The 13,807-nt window shown below is 36.1% G+C and carries 15 protein-coding genes and 1 pseudogene; 4 read left to right on the top strand and 12 right to left on the bottom strand.

Annotated elements, in window-relative coordinates; all coding sequences use genetic code 11:
* On the bottom strand, positions 1 to 1,749 hold a 1,749-nt coding region (locus tag F6K54_RS26980; protein WP_293084453.1), incomplete at its 3' end, for a hypothetical protein.
* 222 nt (positions 1,750 to 1,971) lie between these two features.
* Entirely contained in the window at positions 1,972 to 2,541 is a 570-nt protein-coding gene (locus tag F6K54_RS26985; protein WP_293084456.1) for a DNA-binding protein, read from the bottom strand.
* A 187-nt stretch (positions 2,542 to 2,728) separates the two neighbouring features.
* Here F6K54_RS26985 and F6K54_RS26990 point away from each other — a divergent pair, with 187 nt between their 5' ends.
* From F6K54_RS26990 to F6K54_RS27000, 3 genes are all read left to right on the top strand, one after another.
* The gene (locus F6K54_RS26990) at positions 2,729 to 3,280 is read left to right on the top strand and encodes a hypothetical protein (protein WP_293084459.1); all 552 of its coding nucleotides are present in this window, start codon (positions 2,729 to 2,731) and stop codon (positions 3,278 to 3,280) included.
* Positions 3,281 to 3,287: 7 nt separating this feature from the next.
* The gene (locus F6K54_RS26995) at positions 3,288 to 4,238 is read left to right on the top strand and encodes a transposase (RefSeq protein WP_293084462.1); all 951 of its coding nucleotides are present in this window, start codon (positions 3,288 to 3,290) and stop codon (positions 4,236 to 4,238) included.
* A 102-nt stretch (positions 4,239 to 4,340) separates the two neighbouring features.
* Positions 4,341 to 4,469: a hypothetical protein gene (locus F6K54_RS27000; protein WP_293084465.1), complete on the top strand. Its 129-nt coding sequence runs from the start codon at positions 4,341 to 4,343 to the stop codon at positions 4,467 to 4,469.
* 91 nt (positions 4,470 to 4,560) lie between these two features.
* Here the strand turns inward: F6K54_RS27000 and F6K54_RS27005 are convergent, their stop codons facing one another.
* The 9 genes and pseudogenes from F6K54_RS27005 to F6K54_RS27040 all read right to left on the bottom strand — a co-directional run bounded on the left by F6K54_RS27005 (position 4,561) and on the right by F6K54_RS27040 (position 12,451).
* Complete coding sequence (locus F6K54_RS27005) at positions 4,561 to 5,313, bottom strand: class I SAM-dependent methyltransferase (RefSeq protein WP_293084468.1); 753 nt, start codon at positions 5,311 to 5,313, stop codon at positions 4,561 to 4,563.
* Positions 5,314 to 5,450: 137 nt separating this feature from the next.
* Positions 5,451 to 6,140: an SDR family oxidoreductase gene (locus F6K54_RS27010; RefSeq protein WP_293084471.1), complete on the bottom strand. Its 690-nt coding sequence runs from the start codon at positions 6,138 to 6,140 to the stop codon at positions 5,451 to 5,453.
* A gap of 257 nt (positions 6,141 to 6,397) precedes the next feature.
* Positions 6,398 to 6,946 (bottom strand): hypothetical protein, encoded by a 549-nt coding sequence (locus F6K54_RS27015; protein WP_293084474.1) that lies wholly within the window; start codon positions 6,944 to 6,946, stop codon positions 6,398 to 6,400.
* Positions 6,947 to 7,114: 168 nt separating this feature from the next.
* Positions 7,115 to 7,282: pseudogene (locus F6K54_RS43205) on the bottom strand (hypothetical protein); the annotation flags it as partial.
* On the bottom strand, positions 7,213 to 8,067 hold the full coding sequence (locus F6K54_RS27020; protein ID WP_293084477.1) for a phytanoyl-CoA dioxygenase family protein: 855 nt from the start codon (positions 8,065 to 8,067) through the stop codon (positions 7,213 to 7,215). The gene F6K54_RS27020 and the pseudogene F6K54_RS43205, both read right to left, overlap by 70 nt.
* Before the next feature lie 492 nt (positions 8,068 to 8,559).
* On the bottom strand, positions 8,560 to 8,757 hold the full coding sequence (locus F6K54_RS27025) for a hypothetical protein (RefSeq protein ID WP_293084480.1): 198 nt from the start codon (positions 8,755 to 8,757) through the stop codon (positions 8,560 to 8,562).
* A gap of 27 nt (positions 8,758 to 8,784) precedes the next feature.
* Positions 8,785 to 10,125 (bottom strand): hypothetical protein, encoded by a 1,341-nt coding sequence (locus F6K54_RS27030; RefSeq protein ID WP_293084482.1) that lies wholly within the window; start codon positions 10,123 to 10,125, stop codon positions 8,785 to 8,787.
* A gap of 563 nt (positions 10,126 to 10,688) precedes the next feature.
* A complete protein-coding gene (locus F6K54_RS27035; protein WP_293084484.1) occupies positions 10,689 to 11,657 on the bottom strand; it encodes a hypothetical protein in 969 nt (322 codons plus the stop codon).
* 581 nt (positions 11,658 to 12,238) lie between these two features.
* Positions 12,239 to 12,451, bottom strand: a complete 213-nt coding sequence (locus tag F6K54_RS27040) for an ATP-binding protein (RefSeq protein WP_293084487.1) — start codon at positions 12,449 to 12,451, stop codon at positions 12,239 to 12,241.
* Between the two features lie 86 nt (positions 12,452 to 12,537).
* Here F6K54_RS27040 and F6K54_RS27045 point away from each other — a divergent pair, with 86 nt between their 5' ends.
* The gene (locus F6K54_RS27045) at positions 12,538 to 12,789 is read left to right on the top strand and encodes a hypothetical protein (protein ID WP_293084490.1); all 252 of its coding nucleotides are present in this window, start codon (positions 12,538 to 12,540) and stop codon (positions 12,787 to 12,789) included.
* A gap of 341 nt (positions 12,790 to 13,130) precedes the next feature.
* Here F6K54_RS27045 and F6K54_RS27050 read toward each other — a convergent pair whose 3' ends face one another.
* A complete protein-coding gene (locus tag F6K54_RS27050) occupies positions 13,131 to 13,679 on the bottom strand; it encodes a sensor histidine kinase (protein ID WP_293084493.1) in 549 nt (182 codons plus the stop codon).
* Positions 13,680 to 13,807 lie beyond the last annotated feature (128 nt).

Genomic DNA, 13,807 nt, shown 5'->3' on the forward strand with positions numbered 1-13,807 from the left:
CAAAACTGTTCCTAAATCAAACCAGGTGTTTTTGGTATAGTCATAAATTTTTAGATACGGACACCTGCCACCCTGGAAATACTTGGATATATATATACTGGGTTTATCGCCTGGTGGTCTTAAGGCAACAAAATCACCATCAATTTTAATGGCGGTAACTTCAATAATAGGACCAACAGCAAATCTTTCAGGTATAGATTCAAGTAAATCTCCTATTGATTTTGACTGTTGTATAAAAGAATTAGAAAAAGACTTGCTTTCCATTAAAACTTCAGTTTTCTGTTGAGTACTTGTATTTTTAGCTAGAACTGAACAAGTATCTTTTACAGACAACGACTTAGCGATGTAAAGCTTATTGAATCCAGAAATGCTTTCTTTTTCAAAATCTTCAACATCTATCATACCTAGATTTTTGTAAGGTTCTGTACTAAATCCAAATTCAATAGGAATCAAAAGGTGTCTTTCTGGTTTTAATACTAGATTAGTTTCGTACTCTTTGTCTGAAATGCTTCTAAACAAAGAACTTCTTTCATCTGCTACCGTCAATTTATACTCACCTGAATCAAAAAGTTTAAACTTAACTGATTCAATAGTTAAAACGGATTTTGTATCATTTTCAACATCAATAAATTTCAAATAAGGAGAAGGAGTATGTCTGAAAATAGACCAATGATATATACTAGCACGTCCATTACCATTGTTACAATCAAAACGCACCTTTGAATCATCCTGAAAATATGGATAGAAAAATGCTAAAAAACCACGATTATTTGGATTACTTGCCATGATTTTTTTAATCCATAAGTCATTAATGGGGCTTTTAGAAACCTCATCCTTAATAACTAATTCTTTCAATTCTCCTAGTTTAGGATATTGAAAAATTCTTTTTGGTTTAACGAAAGATGTATACTGAGCGTTAGATTCATCTGTTTGAATAGGAGCAATAATAGGAGCAAAGAAAAAAGAACCGCCATCAACTTCTTCACCTGTTGCTGTGAGATTATTTCTTGTTTGTCGTGATGAAATAACTTTATTTTTATCCTCTTTATCAGGAACTATTTCTCCTTCAGGAATTATTCTTCCTCCTGTAATATTTCTTTTTCCATATACAATTCCTTGTTTTACATAGTCATTAATTGCATCTTTATTTCCTGTCTCACGTTGAAACTTCTCAACAGTTTTTTCAACCGGATTTTTATAAACAAATGGAAGTGATTTAATCCCTAAAGCATCTGAAAAAGCTTTTTCAATCATTGGTATATTCAAGTCTGGTTTAAGAATAGAAATAGCTAAAGGCCCAAAATCATTTTGCGTAGTTAAATGCTGGTATTTTATTTTCTTTTCTGAGGTGTTTCCCTCTCCTCCTTTCTTTTTATTGAGGCGAAATATTCGATTTCTATTTGGGTCTACGGCCAAGTCTATAGTTTCCTTCTTTCTTTCATAGCCATCTTTGCTCAATACTACATCTACATCACCACGGCTAGGAATTTCAACTCTTGCATAACCATTGCTATCCGTGTATAAATTTACTGGTGCGCCTTTACTTATGACTTGAATATTAACACCTGGTATTGCTTCGTTAGAATCTGTTTGAACAATTATGTTAACTTGAGTTAGTTCAGGTTCTGAGTTTGGTAAATCAACTCCTAAAAAAACAGCTATGGTTAATAGAACCGCAACGATGAAAATGCCCAAAAATTTGGCAGCACCTGGCAGATTATTTAGGTAATTCAAAAAGTTATTCATCATTAGTAAAAAATTTAGAGAAACCTTCCGACATTATAATGTGTGACCTGAATTAATGGAATATTTTGAATTAATCATCAACTGAGTCTTTCCATTATTCAATATCTGTAGAATTAGTTAGACAAGATAATTCGATTTGTTTAAAGACACCAAAAAACAGAACAGAAGACATCCACTGCTCATAAATTATCTTTTGTCAACTAATAATTTATCTCACTGACTCTGTTATTTTCTTTTTCCTTTAATTTTTGACTTTCTCTGTTTTGACTTTTTCTTCTGTAACTTTTTCTTTTGAAGTTTCGCCCTCTGCTCAGTCACCTCTGGTGGCGGACCATAATCTCCATCACTGAAATATACTCGCTCTACTATATATTGTGGTTCTACTTCTATCCACAGACGAGCCCCCCCGGCTTGACTTTTATTCGGGTCATGGGGTTGATAGACGATTTGGCAAGGTCCGTGAATTTTCAGAGCATGGCAATATTTCTTTTTATCTCCCACTTTCACAGCAACTACTGGATGAGAAGTTTCATAATCTCGGTTATAGTCAATAGTCTTTCGCAGAACATGAACAAAAGTATTGCCGGAGCGTCGATTCTTGTTCCAAGTACCTTCGGGACCACGACGACCTGGTTTAATTTCTGGCATTCCCCGATGGTTAAGGGGAATCATCCAAAGTCTTCCGACTTTTTGAGCATTGACAACTCGGCCTTGATTCAGTAGATCCCGCAATCTACCAGTGGAAATATTGAGCAAAAATGCTGCTTGTGTAGTAGTAGCAAAAGAGAGAGTCATAACTACAACGTTGGGGTTTTTAGATAATAGATATTAGATAAATTATAATATCTTTAATATTAGATAATTTTTAATTTAGCATAGGGAGTTAATTCCAGACAATTCCTCTTGGGAAAATTAGTAAAATCAGGCTTTTAACTTCTAAATTATGACTTCTGACTTCATAAAATGGAGAAACAAGTAAATCTTGGCTAAGTTCAAAAAAAGTCGCATGAGATTAGATTTTGATGTCGTGAAACTCTTAGATTATAAGTGGGAGGAATTATCGGCAAGTAACAATGTTTTTGCTACGATGGTAATGGCACACTTAAGGACTAAGAGTACCACAAGAGACTTCACAGAACGAGAAAAATGGAAATGGCAATTAGTCAGAAGTTTATATGAAAAGGGATTAAGCAAGTTTGAGATAATAAATTTGTTTAAATTCATAGATAAAATGATGACATTGCCCCCAGAATTACAACAGAATCTTGAAAGTAAAATCAATCAATATGAGGAGGAACAGAAGGTGGAATTGTTAAGTACAATGGAAGAAGGTGGTATGCAAAAAGCTCGCATACAAGATATTATTGACCTACTGCAAATGCGATTTTTATCAGTTCCAGAAACTCTGGTAGAAACTCTAAATAATATTGAAGATTTAGTTTTCCTAAAACAACTGCTATTAGAAACATTTAGTGTTAATTCTGTGGCAGAATTTGAGGAGTTAATTCCAGATAATTATTCTGGGAAAAATTAGTAAAATAATGACAGAAACAACCGCCAACTATGACGAACCATGGAAAGCGGCAATTGGAGAATATTTGCCATCTTTCCTCAGCTTTTTCTATCCAGAAATTTACAACTCCATAAATTGGGAAAAAACACCAATTTCTCTAGACAAAGAACTAGAACAAATCACAGCCTCAGCCACAACAGAAAAACGTTATGCTGACAAATTATTTCAAGTTTGGTTATTAAACAACCGAAAAAAATGGTTGTTAATTCATATAGAAGTTCAAAGTCAATACGACCGAGAATTTCCTAAACGAATGTTTATCTATAACTATCGAGCATTCGACCTGTATAACCAAAAAGTAATTAGTTTAGCTATACTTGGAGATGACAGCCCATCTTGGCGACCCAGTTCTTATAAATATAAGTTCAAAAAAAGTCGCATGAGATTAGATTTTGACATCGTGAAACTCTTAGATTATAAGTGGGAGGAATTATCAGCAAGTAACAATGTTTTTGCGACGATGGTAATGGCACACTTAAGGACTAAGAGTACCACGAGAGATTTCACAGAACGAGAAAAATGGAAATGGCAATTAGTCAGAAGTTTATATGAAAAAGGATTAAGCAAGTTTGATATTATTAACTTGTTTAAATTCATAGATAAAATGATGGCATTGCCCTCGGAATTACAACAGAATCTGGAAATAAAAATTAATCAATATGAGGAGGAACAGAAAGTGGAATTATTAAGTGCAATGGAAGAACGTGGTATGGAAAAAGGAGCCAAAAAAGCTCGGATACAAGATATTATCGACCTACTGCAAGTACGATTTTTATCAGTGCCTGAAACTCTGGTAGAAACTCTGAATAATATTGAAGATTTAACTCGTTTAAAACAGTTACATATAGAAACAATCAGGGTTAATTCTATGGCAGAATTTGAGAAGTTAATTCCAGACAATTCCTCAGAGGAAAATTAGTAAAATCAGGCTTTTAACTTCTGACTTCATAAAATAGATTAGAATTTTAGAGGGTTTATTGAACCCTCTACTACTATAAAAAATATCAATCTAACTATTAATATGCCTAAAGTTTTCGCTGATTACAAATCCCAAGGTCATAACTGGATTACTTTAGCTACAGGAGAATATTATCCTGATATTTTGAAAGATGCTTGTGAACTCTATAAAGCAGTTGAGGTACGCTTTTAAGGGTAATCTTTTTTCCCTACTCCCTACTCCCTACTCCCTACTCCCTACTCCCTACTCCCTCTTTTCTGGAGATGTCTATTGATTTTATATTTTAAATTACAGGAATATCTGTTTGCTTTTTGGCTAAAATTGCCACATATTCTAAAGGTTGACCGTTAAAAAAACGACGATGGAGATAAGATTTTGTACAATGTATTTTCAAGTAATTTTTTTCCACTGCCTGACGGTTAAAATTTACAAATTCCGGACAATTATCCTCACATTCATAGCTAGTTTTCGCAATATTGAATAACACCCAACCTTGATTTTTAATTAAATTCACTCCTGTAGCAAAAGCTTTTATCGGAATATGTCCCTCACTCAATGCAGAACAACAAACAAAACCATTAAACTTTTTCTCGTTCAGAAAATCGCGAGTTGATTTTGATAATTGAGTAAGGTCTTCCACAAAATAATTTTCATACACTCCTGGAAAATCTCTGCGAGTAGCTTCAGCAGCTTCCGGAACAATATCAATACCAATAATAGATGTTACTCCGAATTTAGTAATAGCTTTACCAAATAACCCGCTCCCCGCTCCTAACTCTAATAGTTTCAAATCTTTAACAGATTCACCACTATTTTGTAAATATTCAGTTAGTAGAGTAGCCATAACTTCAGGCGATCGATACTGGAGTTTCTCTAAAGCTAGATAGTTATAGAGTCCAGGGATGCGATAAACTTCTGCATAATCATGGAGTTTTAAACTACGCTCTCGCCCATTTTCTGTAATGAAAAAATATTCTTCATTAATTGGTAAATTTTCGATGTTATCGGGTAAGCGAATTTGAAAGTTAGTTGACATTTTGTTAATAATTTTATTGAGTAATATTATGTCCGGATAATCAGCAAACAAAAACTTTTTGTTTGTAGTAGGGCTTGAGCAATATCTACCATTACGCTAGCAGAACTACCACTTTTCTATTAGAACTTCTGACTTCGTTAACCTGTTGGAATTGCCAAGGCTTTACCGTTATCGCTCGCTCCAATATGTAACAGAAAAGGAACAGCAATTTTCACCCAATCTTGAGGTTGAATATACTTAGCAGCTTTTTCGTCCCCATAAATTGTTTCTAGGGTATCGGTATGAATGGTTCCCGGCCACAAAGAAACTGCTGCCATACCAGGAGGTAACTCTTGAGCTAAAGCTTTGGTCAACCCTTCGATCGCCCATTTACTAGCACAGTAAGGTGCAGCATTAGCAGCGGTATAACGTCCCCAACCTGCACTAAAATTAACAATTACTCCTTGACTTTTAGCAACCATTTGTGGTAGAAAATGCCGAAGAACATTAGCCACTCCTTTGATATTAATATCGATTACGCGGTCGAAAATTTGTCCTTCTATTTCCCACAAGGGTGCAAGTTCATGGACAATACCAGCATTATTAATAATTAAGTCTGGAGCATCGTATTTTGAGCTGATTATTTGACTCCAATTTTTTACTTGCATTTCATCAGCAATATCGACCGCTGTAAAATTATGGGGTTCGCCAAATTTTTGTTGCAAGGAGGCGATCGCTTCTAGATTCAAAGAACAACCAATAACAGTATGACCCAATTGAATAAAAGCTTCGGTCATTACGCGACCAAGACCTCTGCTGACACCAGTAATTAGAATTAATTTTGACATAATTTATAGTTAACTAGGGCTTGCTGATTAAATCTAAAAGCATTGACAGATAAAGACAAGTGCCTTTTTGGGTCTGAAATACCTTGGTTTTCAGCTCTTCATGCTCAGGCATGGAGCGTATTTTAGGCTCATAGTTGGGCAAAAAAATCATTCTTACAATTGTTACTCCTACCTCCTTGTTCATTCCCATTTCTCCTGTCTCCTGTCTCCAGTATAGCTGTCTCCTACCCCTACTAAAAGACTTTTGAGCGCAAACCCTAACTAGCAATACAGAAATCACTGTGCCAATAACTTATAGGTTTCATCCAAAAATGTTTGGCATAACCTTCACTCACTGCCACACTACTTTCTCGATACAGCAGAGAAGGGGAATTGTCAACCACATAAAATGTATGACCTTGTTCATCTTGATAGACCGGATTTTCTATTTTAGTTGCACGAGTACCTTGAATTGCTCTACCAGTATCTGCTGCTGCATCAATAATCCAACCTGTAGATTTCATGGAATTGAGCATTTTCAAAGTAACAATGGGTGCATCTCCTTGAGCAATTTCTACTGTATTGATAAAAATATCATAATCTTTAAATTCTTGCTGCATTAGATAGATATTGCTGCGACGACGTAATAAAGGCTCAATTCCTTTACTAGCTAAATATTTCAAGACTCCATAAGCTACATTTCCTGAGCCAAATACTGCTACGCGATCGTTCTGAGTAATTCCACCTCGCAACATAATTGCTTGCATCATTGAGGCGTAACCTGCCAATATACTGTTTTTGTGGGTAATATCTCTGGGAATATTCAAAGTTTCTGTTTTTCCTTGAGTAACACGAATAGAGATGCGATTTGTAATATCAAATAGTCGGATATTTTTTGGTTCAGCACAGTATTCTCTAAAATGTCTTCCTGATGCACCAAAGGGATGAATCCAACCTACAAGAGTTTGATTTTCTCTAAAGTATTGATAATCTTGTGGTTGTGGAACTTTAATGCAATAAATTACATCTGCCCAAGCAAATAAACTTTCCCTAGAATAACCACCACCTTCTTCATAAGTTGCATCTGGAATGTCTAAACTTTCCCCATAACCTTGTTCAAATCTGCGTTCATCTTCTGGACTACAGTAGGATAAATTTGATATTTATTTTCTAAAATTGTGGAGTCAGGCAACTTTTGCAACGGAATGTATTTACGGTGTTCTAAACCTTCTATTTTGTAGGGTTCATTCCAAACTGCATTGTGGTGAACAGATAAAGTGATTCGCGCTTGATTTGTATAGTTACCTTCTGAAGCATGGATAGTATTTGCATGAGCCCAGACAGCATCCCCCGGATTCAATTCACAATATACTACTTCTAAACGTTCTAAAATTTTTTCCATTCTTTCTGGTTTGCATAGACGAGCCTCCCCAACATAAGCAGTATCTACTCGACCCATTAAGTGTGACTTTTTTACCACTTTAACGCAACCATTTTCCCTCGTATTGGTAGTGACCGCAATAAAACCAACTGATAGATCGGGAAACAAACATCCTGCAGTATATACTCCTCCAAAAAGTTGATGCCATCCGATATTGCCTTGATCGTGTGGACGTTTTTGTACCAGTTTTGAATGCCAATGATAGCATTCTCCTCCTAATAGGGTCTCCGAAGCATCAACAACTCTTGCTAAACGAGGAATCACTCCTAGCAAGGAATCTCCTAACTCAGTCCAGTGAGCTATCCTGCTAATATTCCCTTGAGCATCGGCAAATTCTGTTTCTTGTCCGCGTATTCCTGGATCGTTTTCACAGGCAATTCTTACAGGTTCAATTTCTTGTGGTTCAAAGAACCCTCTAATAATCACAAATCCATTTTCGTGATATTCGGCGATCTGCTCTGGTGTCAAGGGACGAGTTGTTTTGACTCGCTCTGCTGCTACTGTCATCTCTAGATAACTCCTTTTTTTTGATAGATATTTACTCAATTTTATGTCTCCAGGGGTTAAAACACCCTGGATTCTAAGCGGATATGCTTATGCGGGCTAAAGCCACGCAACACAATGCTTACGATATTTTTTGGTTAGACAATCTAACTTATATCGCTGCGGGAGCATCAAAACTCCTCTAGCAACCTTGGCTAAATAAATACTTAGCTGTGTTACTACTTTTTTGACAGGACTTACGCAAAGGCACTATATATGGGGCATTGTGCGTTACAAAGTGCGCTAACACACCCTACTAGACTGTTTCATCTTAAATAGTGCGTTAGAATTGTCCGAAGCGTTAGCGCAGCTTTGCGATAGCAAACGACAGTGTTTGCGGAGCATGACCTTAGGAAAGCAATCTCTAGTAGATTTCCTATTGCATCATTTTAGTTGAAACAATCCACTACTAATAGTGCTCATGCGTAAGTCCTATTTGATAATAAAGGACTATCTTTAATTCCCATATTTGTAGGACATCAGATTTTCCGTTCCCATCAGTTCAATAATTTTATCCTCATTCACTGGCCGATCTATTCTGATTTCAAGACGCCCGTGTTCATTTAGGTTACTTATCAAATTTTCTGTGGATGCTGCAATTACGTTAGCAACACTGGCTGGAGGATGGTCATGAGTTAAGTGTGTTAATCTCATTTTTTCAATTGTGCTAGGTTTAATATTCTACATCAAGTTGACTAATTTTTTGTCTCTTCTTTTCGGCAGGGGTAATTTTTGATTCAAGAAAAAATCTTCAATGTTTCCCGGTTCGCGAATGAGTTCCATTTTTCCATCACTATAAGCTACTTCTGCTGGATAATTGTGTAGAGCAAAATTGGTCAAACTATGATTAAATCCATAAGCTCCACAATTATAGATTACCAGGCGATCGCCTATTTCTAGATCTTCTGGAACCATTACATCCTCTACCATAATATCTAAAGGTGTTGGCAGTTTTCCTCCCAAGGTTGCTTTCTGAGTATAGTTACCATCTCTGCCCAAGACTTCCATATATTTGCTTGCTGGTTTCATGGACAGTCTTAAGAGTTGATGGACACCCCCATCCAAAATGATAAATTTTTGGCCGAGAGATTCCTTGATGTCAACAACCTCCGTTAGATAACATCCAGCTTCTCCTACCATATAACGTCCAATCTCAACAATACAATTATAGGGATAAGGATTATTCTCAAAAATTATTTGCAACTCCTTACCAAAAGACTCCATGTCAAATTCACTATCAATAGAATTGTAGGGTATACCAACTCCACCACCAAAATCTAACAGAGAAATATGATAACCTTGGTCATTAATTCTGTTGGCTATACTGATGGTATTTGTCCAAGAAGCTAGTAATTGATTGTAGTCCAGGACATTACTTTCGGTAAAAATGTGAATACCTTTGAGGTTAAGATTGTCCAAAGAGTCGATCGCTGCAATTTCTTCGATCGCTCTTTCTTCATCTACACCGAATTTGCTGGAGCTACTGGCGATCGTTTGACTTTTTAGACTAGCTTGTCCACCATTAGTATCATCAGTGCCACAACTACTTGCTCGTTCCCGAATTTCGCAACTCTGATTTGTTCTATATAAGGGGTTAATCCGAATCAGAACATCTTGGTTTTTACCATACTTTTGAGCCAAATTATTTAAGCGACGAGCTTCATTTACTGATTCTAGTACAATGATGCCAATTCCTGCTTCTATGGCTGCTGCTAGTTCTGAGTTAGTTTTCCCTGGCCCAGTAAACACAATTTGTGGGGCTGAAAATCCTGTTTTGAGTGCTGCCTTCAATTCTCCCGTTGAACTGATATCTGCTCCACACCCTAATTGAGCTAATGTATGGCAGATGGTTAAATTGCTATTAGCTTTCAGAGTATACAGAATGCTGAAATTTGGGGGCAGGTATTCTCGAAGTTTGGCATATTGACGGCCAATTTTATCGAGATTGTACAGATACAAAGGTGTTCCGTATTGTTCCGACGCTGCTTGTATTTCGTTCTGAGATAGAAGAATTGGACGCACTTTACCTCCTGGGATTTTTTCTAAACTAGGTTGTAAGTAGGCTTCAACTTTACAGCAAACAAACTAATATAGTCAATATACAGCGTTTCCCGTTGTTATAAGGTAGAAAATTTTAGGTTTGAGGGAACAGGGAACAGAAAAGAATAAAAACAACTGTACCTCATAACGCGCGGAAACTGCTGTAACAATTCCGAAAAAGCGTGAAGTTAAACGAATGCTTGCTTCATTCATTAAAAAGCTGTTTTGCTGCGCGACATGAATGTGTAGCATTCCAAAGAAAGAGCTGATAGCTGAATGCTTACAATAGTAGAAATGATTTGCCCGTGTAGATTTTTTTATACCAAATTCAAGAAAGATTGTTACAGTCAAATCCGGGGGTCAAAGGATTGGAAAATTGGTACTTGTTTTCTCTCATAACTAACACCTAACACCTAACACCTAACACCTATAAATCAACCACTGTAGCAATATTTTATGAAAATGGTATTAGGTATTTGATATTTTTTGCTGGCCTAGAATTGCTGTGAAAAATTTTACTGTTTATCAGTGCCAATCTTCATAAATCACAATAAATCTCTACCCTGAAGTACAGCAAAACCTCCAGTATTTTTACAACCCTTAGAAAACTGAGTCAGAGCATTTTTAATATGAGTATCCAAACCCATCCAACTAACAACAGCTTGTAAAAATTTAGGGGTACGCCCTTCATGGTTCATTTTCAACAAAAATCGTAATAAGTAACGTAAAGGTTGGTCATTATCCACGGGATTATATTCAGCATTGCGACTAATTTTTCTAAATCCAAAAGTAGGTAAATAATTATTTCTTGGCTGTTCAATGGTTGTACAAATTACACAACCCAAAGTTTGTACTGGAGTAATAGCAATGGCAACTTGAGAATTTAATAGTGGAGAGGATAAGAAATTAAGTAAGTCAGCATATTCTTTTTTGATTCTTTCTAATAATTGTTTGGCTGCTCTATCTCCTTTAGTCATTTCCATCTCACATTTTACTGGAGCAAATATTACTAACCGGGGTTCTCGAATATCTTTATAAGCTTCTTTGAACATGGCTGTTATTTGCTTTGGTTTATTTACATATTCATTAAATTTTCCCTTAGACATCATCAATGCTGGCGTATCAATAGCAATTACAACCGCAGCAGCATCATTCATTAATTCCCTAACAAATTTTCTCTCGTTAGGGCTAGCTTTATCAGAAATATAACCTCCTGGATAGTCATAAAAATTCAATCTTAAAAATGGCTTTTTCTCTGGTTCTGCTAAGTCAAAGATAAAAGAGCGAACTTCTGAAGAACCTGAAATACCTGCTCCTGGTTGTACTTTAAAAGTTTCTGTGAGACTTTTTAATTCTTTGAGGCGTTTTTTGAGAATAGCCTGACTTTCTGCTTCTGGAATTAGTTGGAGGTTAGCCTGAAAACTTATTCTTTTAAATTGTTCGTACATAGAAGTTAATAGGCTAGTTTTACCAACAGCACTAGGACCTAGAAGTGTGATTTTTAGTTCATTCATAGTGATAATAATTCCTTGATTTGATTGTTAATTGATTGGTAAGCATTCAGCCGTCATATCATGTCCGGTTGAATAATTAGACTTTGGTGGAAGGAAGGCAGGAGGCAGGAGGCAGAAGGTGTTCTCTCATTGTCAGCTTAATCCTATACACGCTCCGATGCTACCGGACATAATATCAGCCATCAGCTATCAGCTTCATTAGCTTGATTTGTATGGGTTAAAAGCTCAAAAAAAGTCTTTCTTGTGCTTCAATTTATGGGGTGCATCTCAATGCGTGAATAAAGCCAAAAAATTATCGCTTTTAGGGAACACCGGAGCTGGGAATATATAGGAAAAAAAGTATTTTTGCAAATATGAGATGCACCCAATTTATGGGTGGAAAATGTAGTATAAGTTAGAAGAAATAATATTTCCTTATGTTCAATTCTCTCGGTTTTAACCAGAGGTAATAATCAATTATCCATTATCAATTATCAATTAATGAACTGTTCCTTATACTCTATATACTTATCTCTCCATCTTCCCTACTCCCTATTCCCTAAAACTCTAAATATATTTACTTCCAAAAGGAAGGTCATATTTTATCTAGGAATTACAATTGTAAAAATTGTACTTTCCCCAAATATTGAATTACAGGTAATCTTGCCACAGTGTTTTTCTGTCACGATTTGATTGGCGATCGCCATCCCCAAACCTGTTCCTTTGCCCACTCCTTTGGTGGTAAGTCCTTGCTCGAATAGTCTTGCTTTCACCTCTTCTGGCATTCCCATTCCATTGTCAGCAATTTGCACCATTACAATTGGATAATCTGATATAAAACAGTGCAATGTAAATAAATATGAAGAATTAATACTCAATCTGTAGATAAATTCAACGCCAAATGGACTCATTGAAAGTAACAAACAAATTCGAGTATTGGTTTCTTGATAATGCTGTAACAATGGCAATAGGTTTCAATGACATAGTTCCCGACTATAACGGAGACCTCGGTATCAACCGTGCGCCCTTAGAGTTGAGCCTGACTGAAATGGCTAATATTATGGAAGGTCTCTTTCAAAGAGGAGACTTATATCATGTCCGGTTGAATACTTACACTTTGGAGGTCCGAAGGCAGGAGGCAACCCACCCCTAACCCCTCCCAGGAGGGGGAGGCAGAAGGGAAGAAAAGGCGCTCATGAGAAAAAGTGTTTGATCACGCTATTATCCGGACATGATATTACTACGGAAATTCCGTTTTTACTTCAACAGGAAAATATATCCGATAGAGATCTCCGATTTATGGGGAATCGCTATTAATATCAAATCCGGTAGCATCGGTGTAATTAGATAGTTAATCTAGGAGTCAGGAGTCAGAACTCAGGAGTCAGGAGAAAAGAGAATTTAGAAAGATTTGCTCTTTAGGTGAAGATGAAAATTTTTTTATACCGAACCCGAGCGGATTTGATATAACCCTGAATTTTTGCTATTTGATCATCAGTTCTCCAAGGGATACAAAGGAAGAGAAATAGTAAATTGTGTACCTTTATCTAATTCTGATTGACAAGCAATTGCACCCCCATGTTTTTCTTCTATAATTTGACGAGATATCGCCATGCCCAACCCTGTTCCTTGAGTCACTTTTTTAGTTGTAAATCCTTGGTTGAATATTTTTGCTTTTATTTCTTCGCTCATGCCTTTGCCATTATCAGTAATACTAACAAAAACTTCTTTTTCTTTTAACTGTGTTTTAATAATAATTCGATTAGGATTTTTTTGTAATTCTGTATAATGTTTGTCTTGATTAGCTTCATCTAGTGCATCGATCGCGTTAGCTAATATATTCATAAAGACTTGATTAATCTGTCCCGGATAACATTCAATTTCAGGAATATTGCCATAATCTTTAATGATTTTAATTTCAGGGCGTTTTTCATTAGCTTTGAGACGATATTTTAAAATTAATAAGGTACTATCAATTCCTTGATGAAGATTAAATTTCGTTTTGGCATCGACATCATGACGAGAAAATATTCGTAATGCCAAACTAATATCATGTCCGGTTGAACAGTGATAAATAAATAACTACGGAGGAGTCAGGAGTCAGTCCTCAGGAGTCAGGAGTAAAGAGGGAAGAAAGAAGAAGAACTGGAGTTGAAGGAGAAAGTTTTTTT

The organism is Okeania sp. SIO3B5, from assembly GCF_010692555.1.
In the GTDB taxonomy this organism is placed as follows: Bacteria; Cyanobacteriota; Cyanobacteriia; order Cyanobacteriales; family Microcoleaceae; genus Okeania.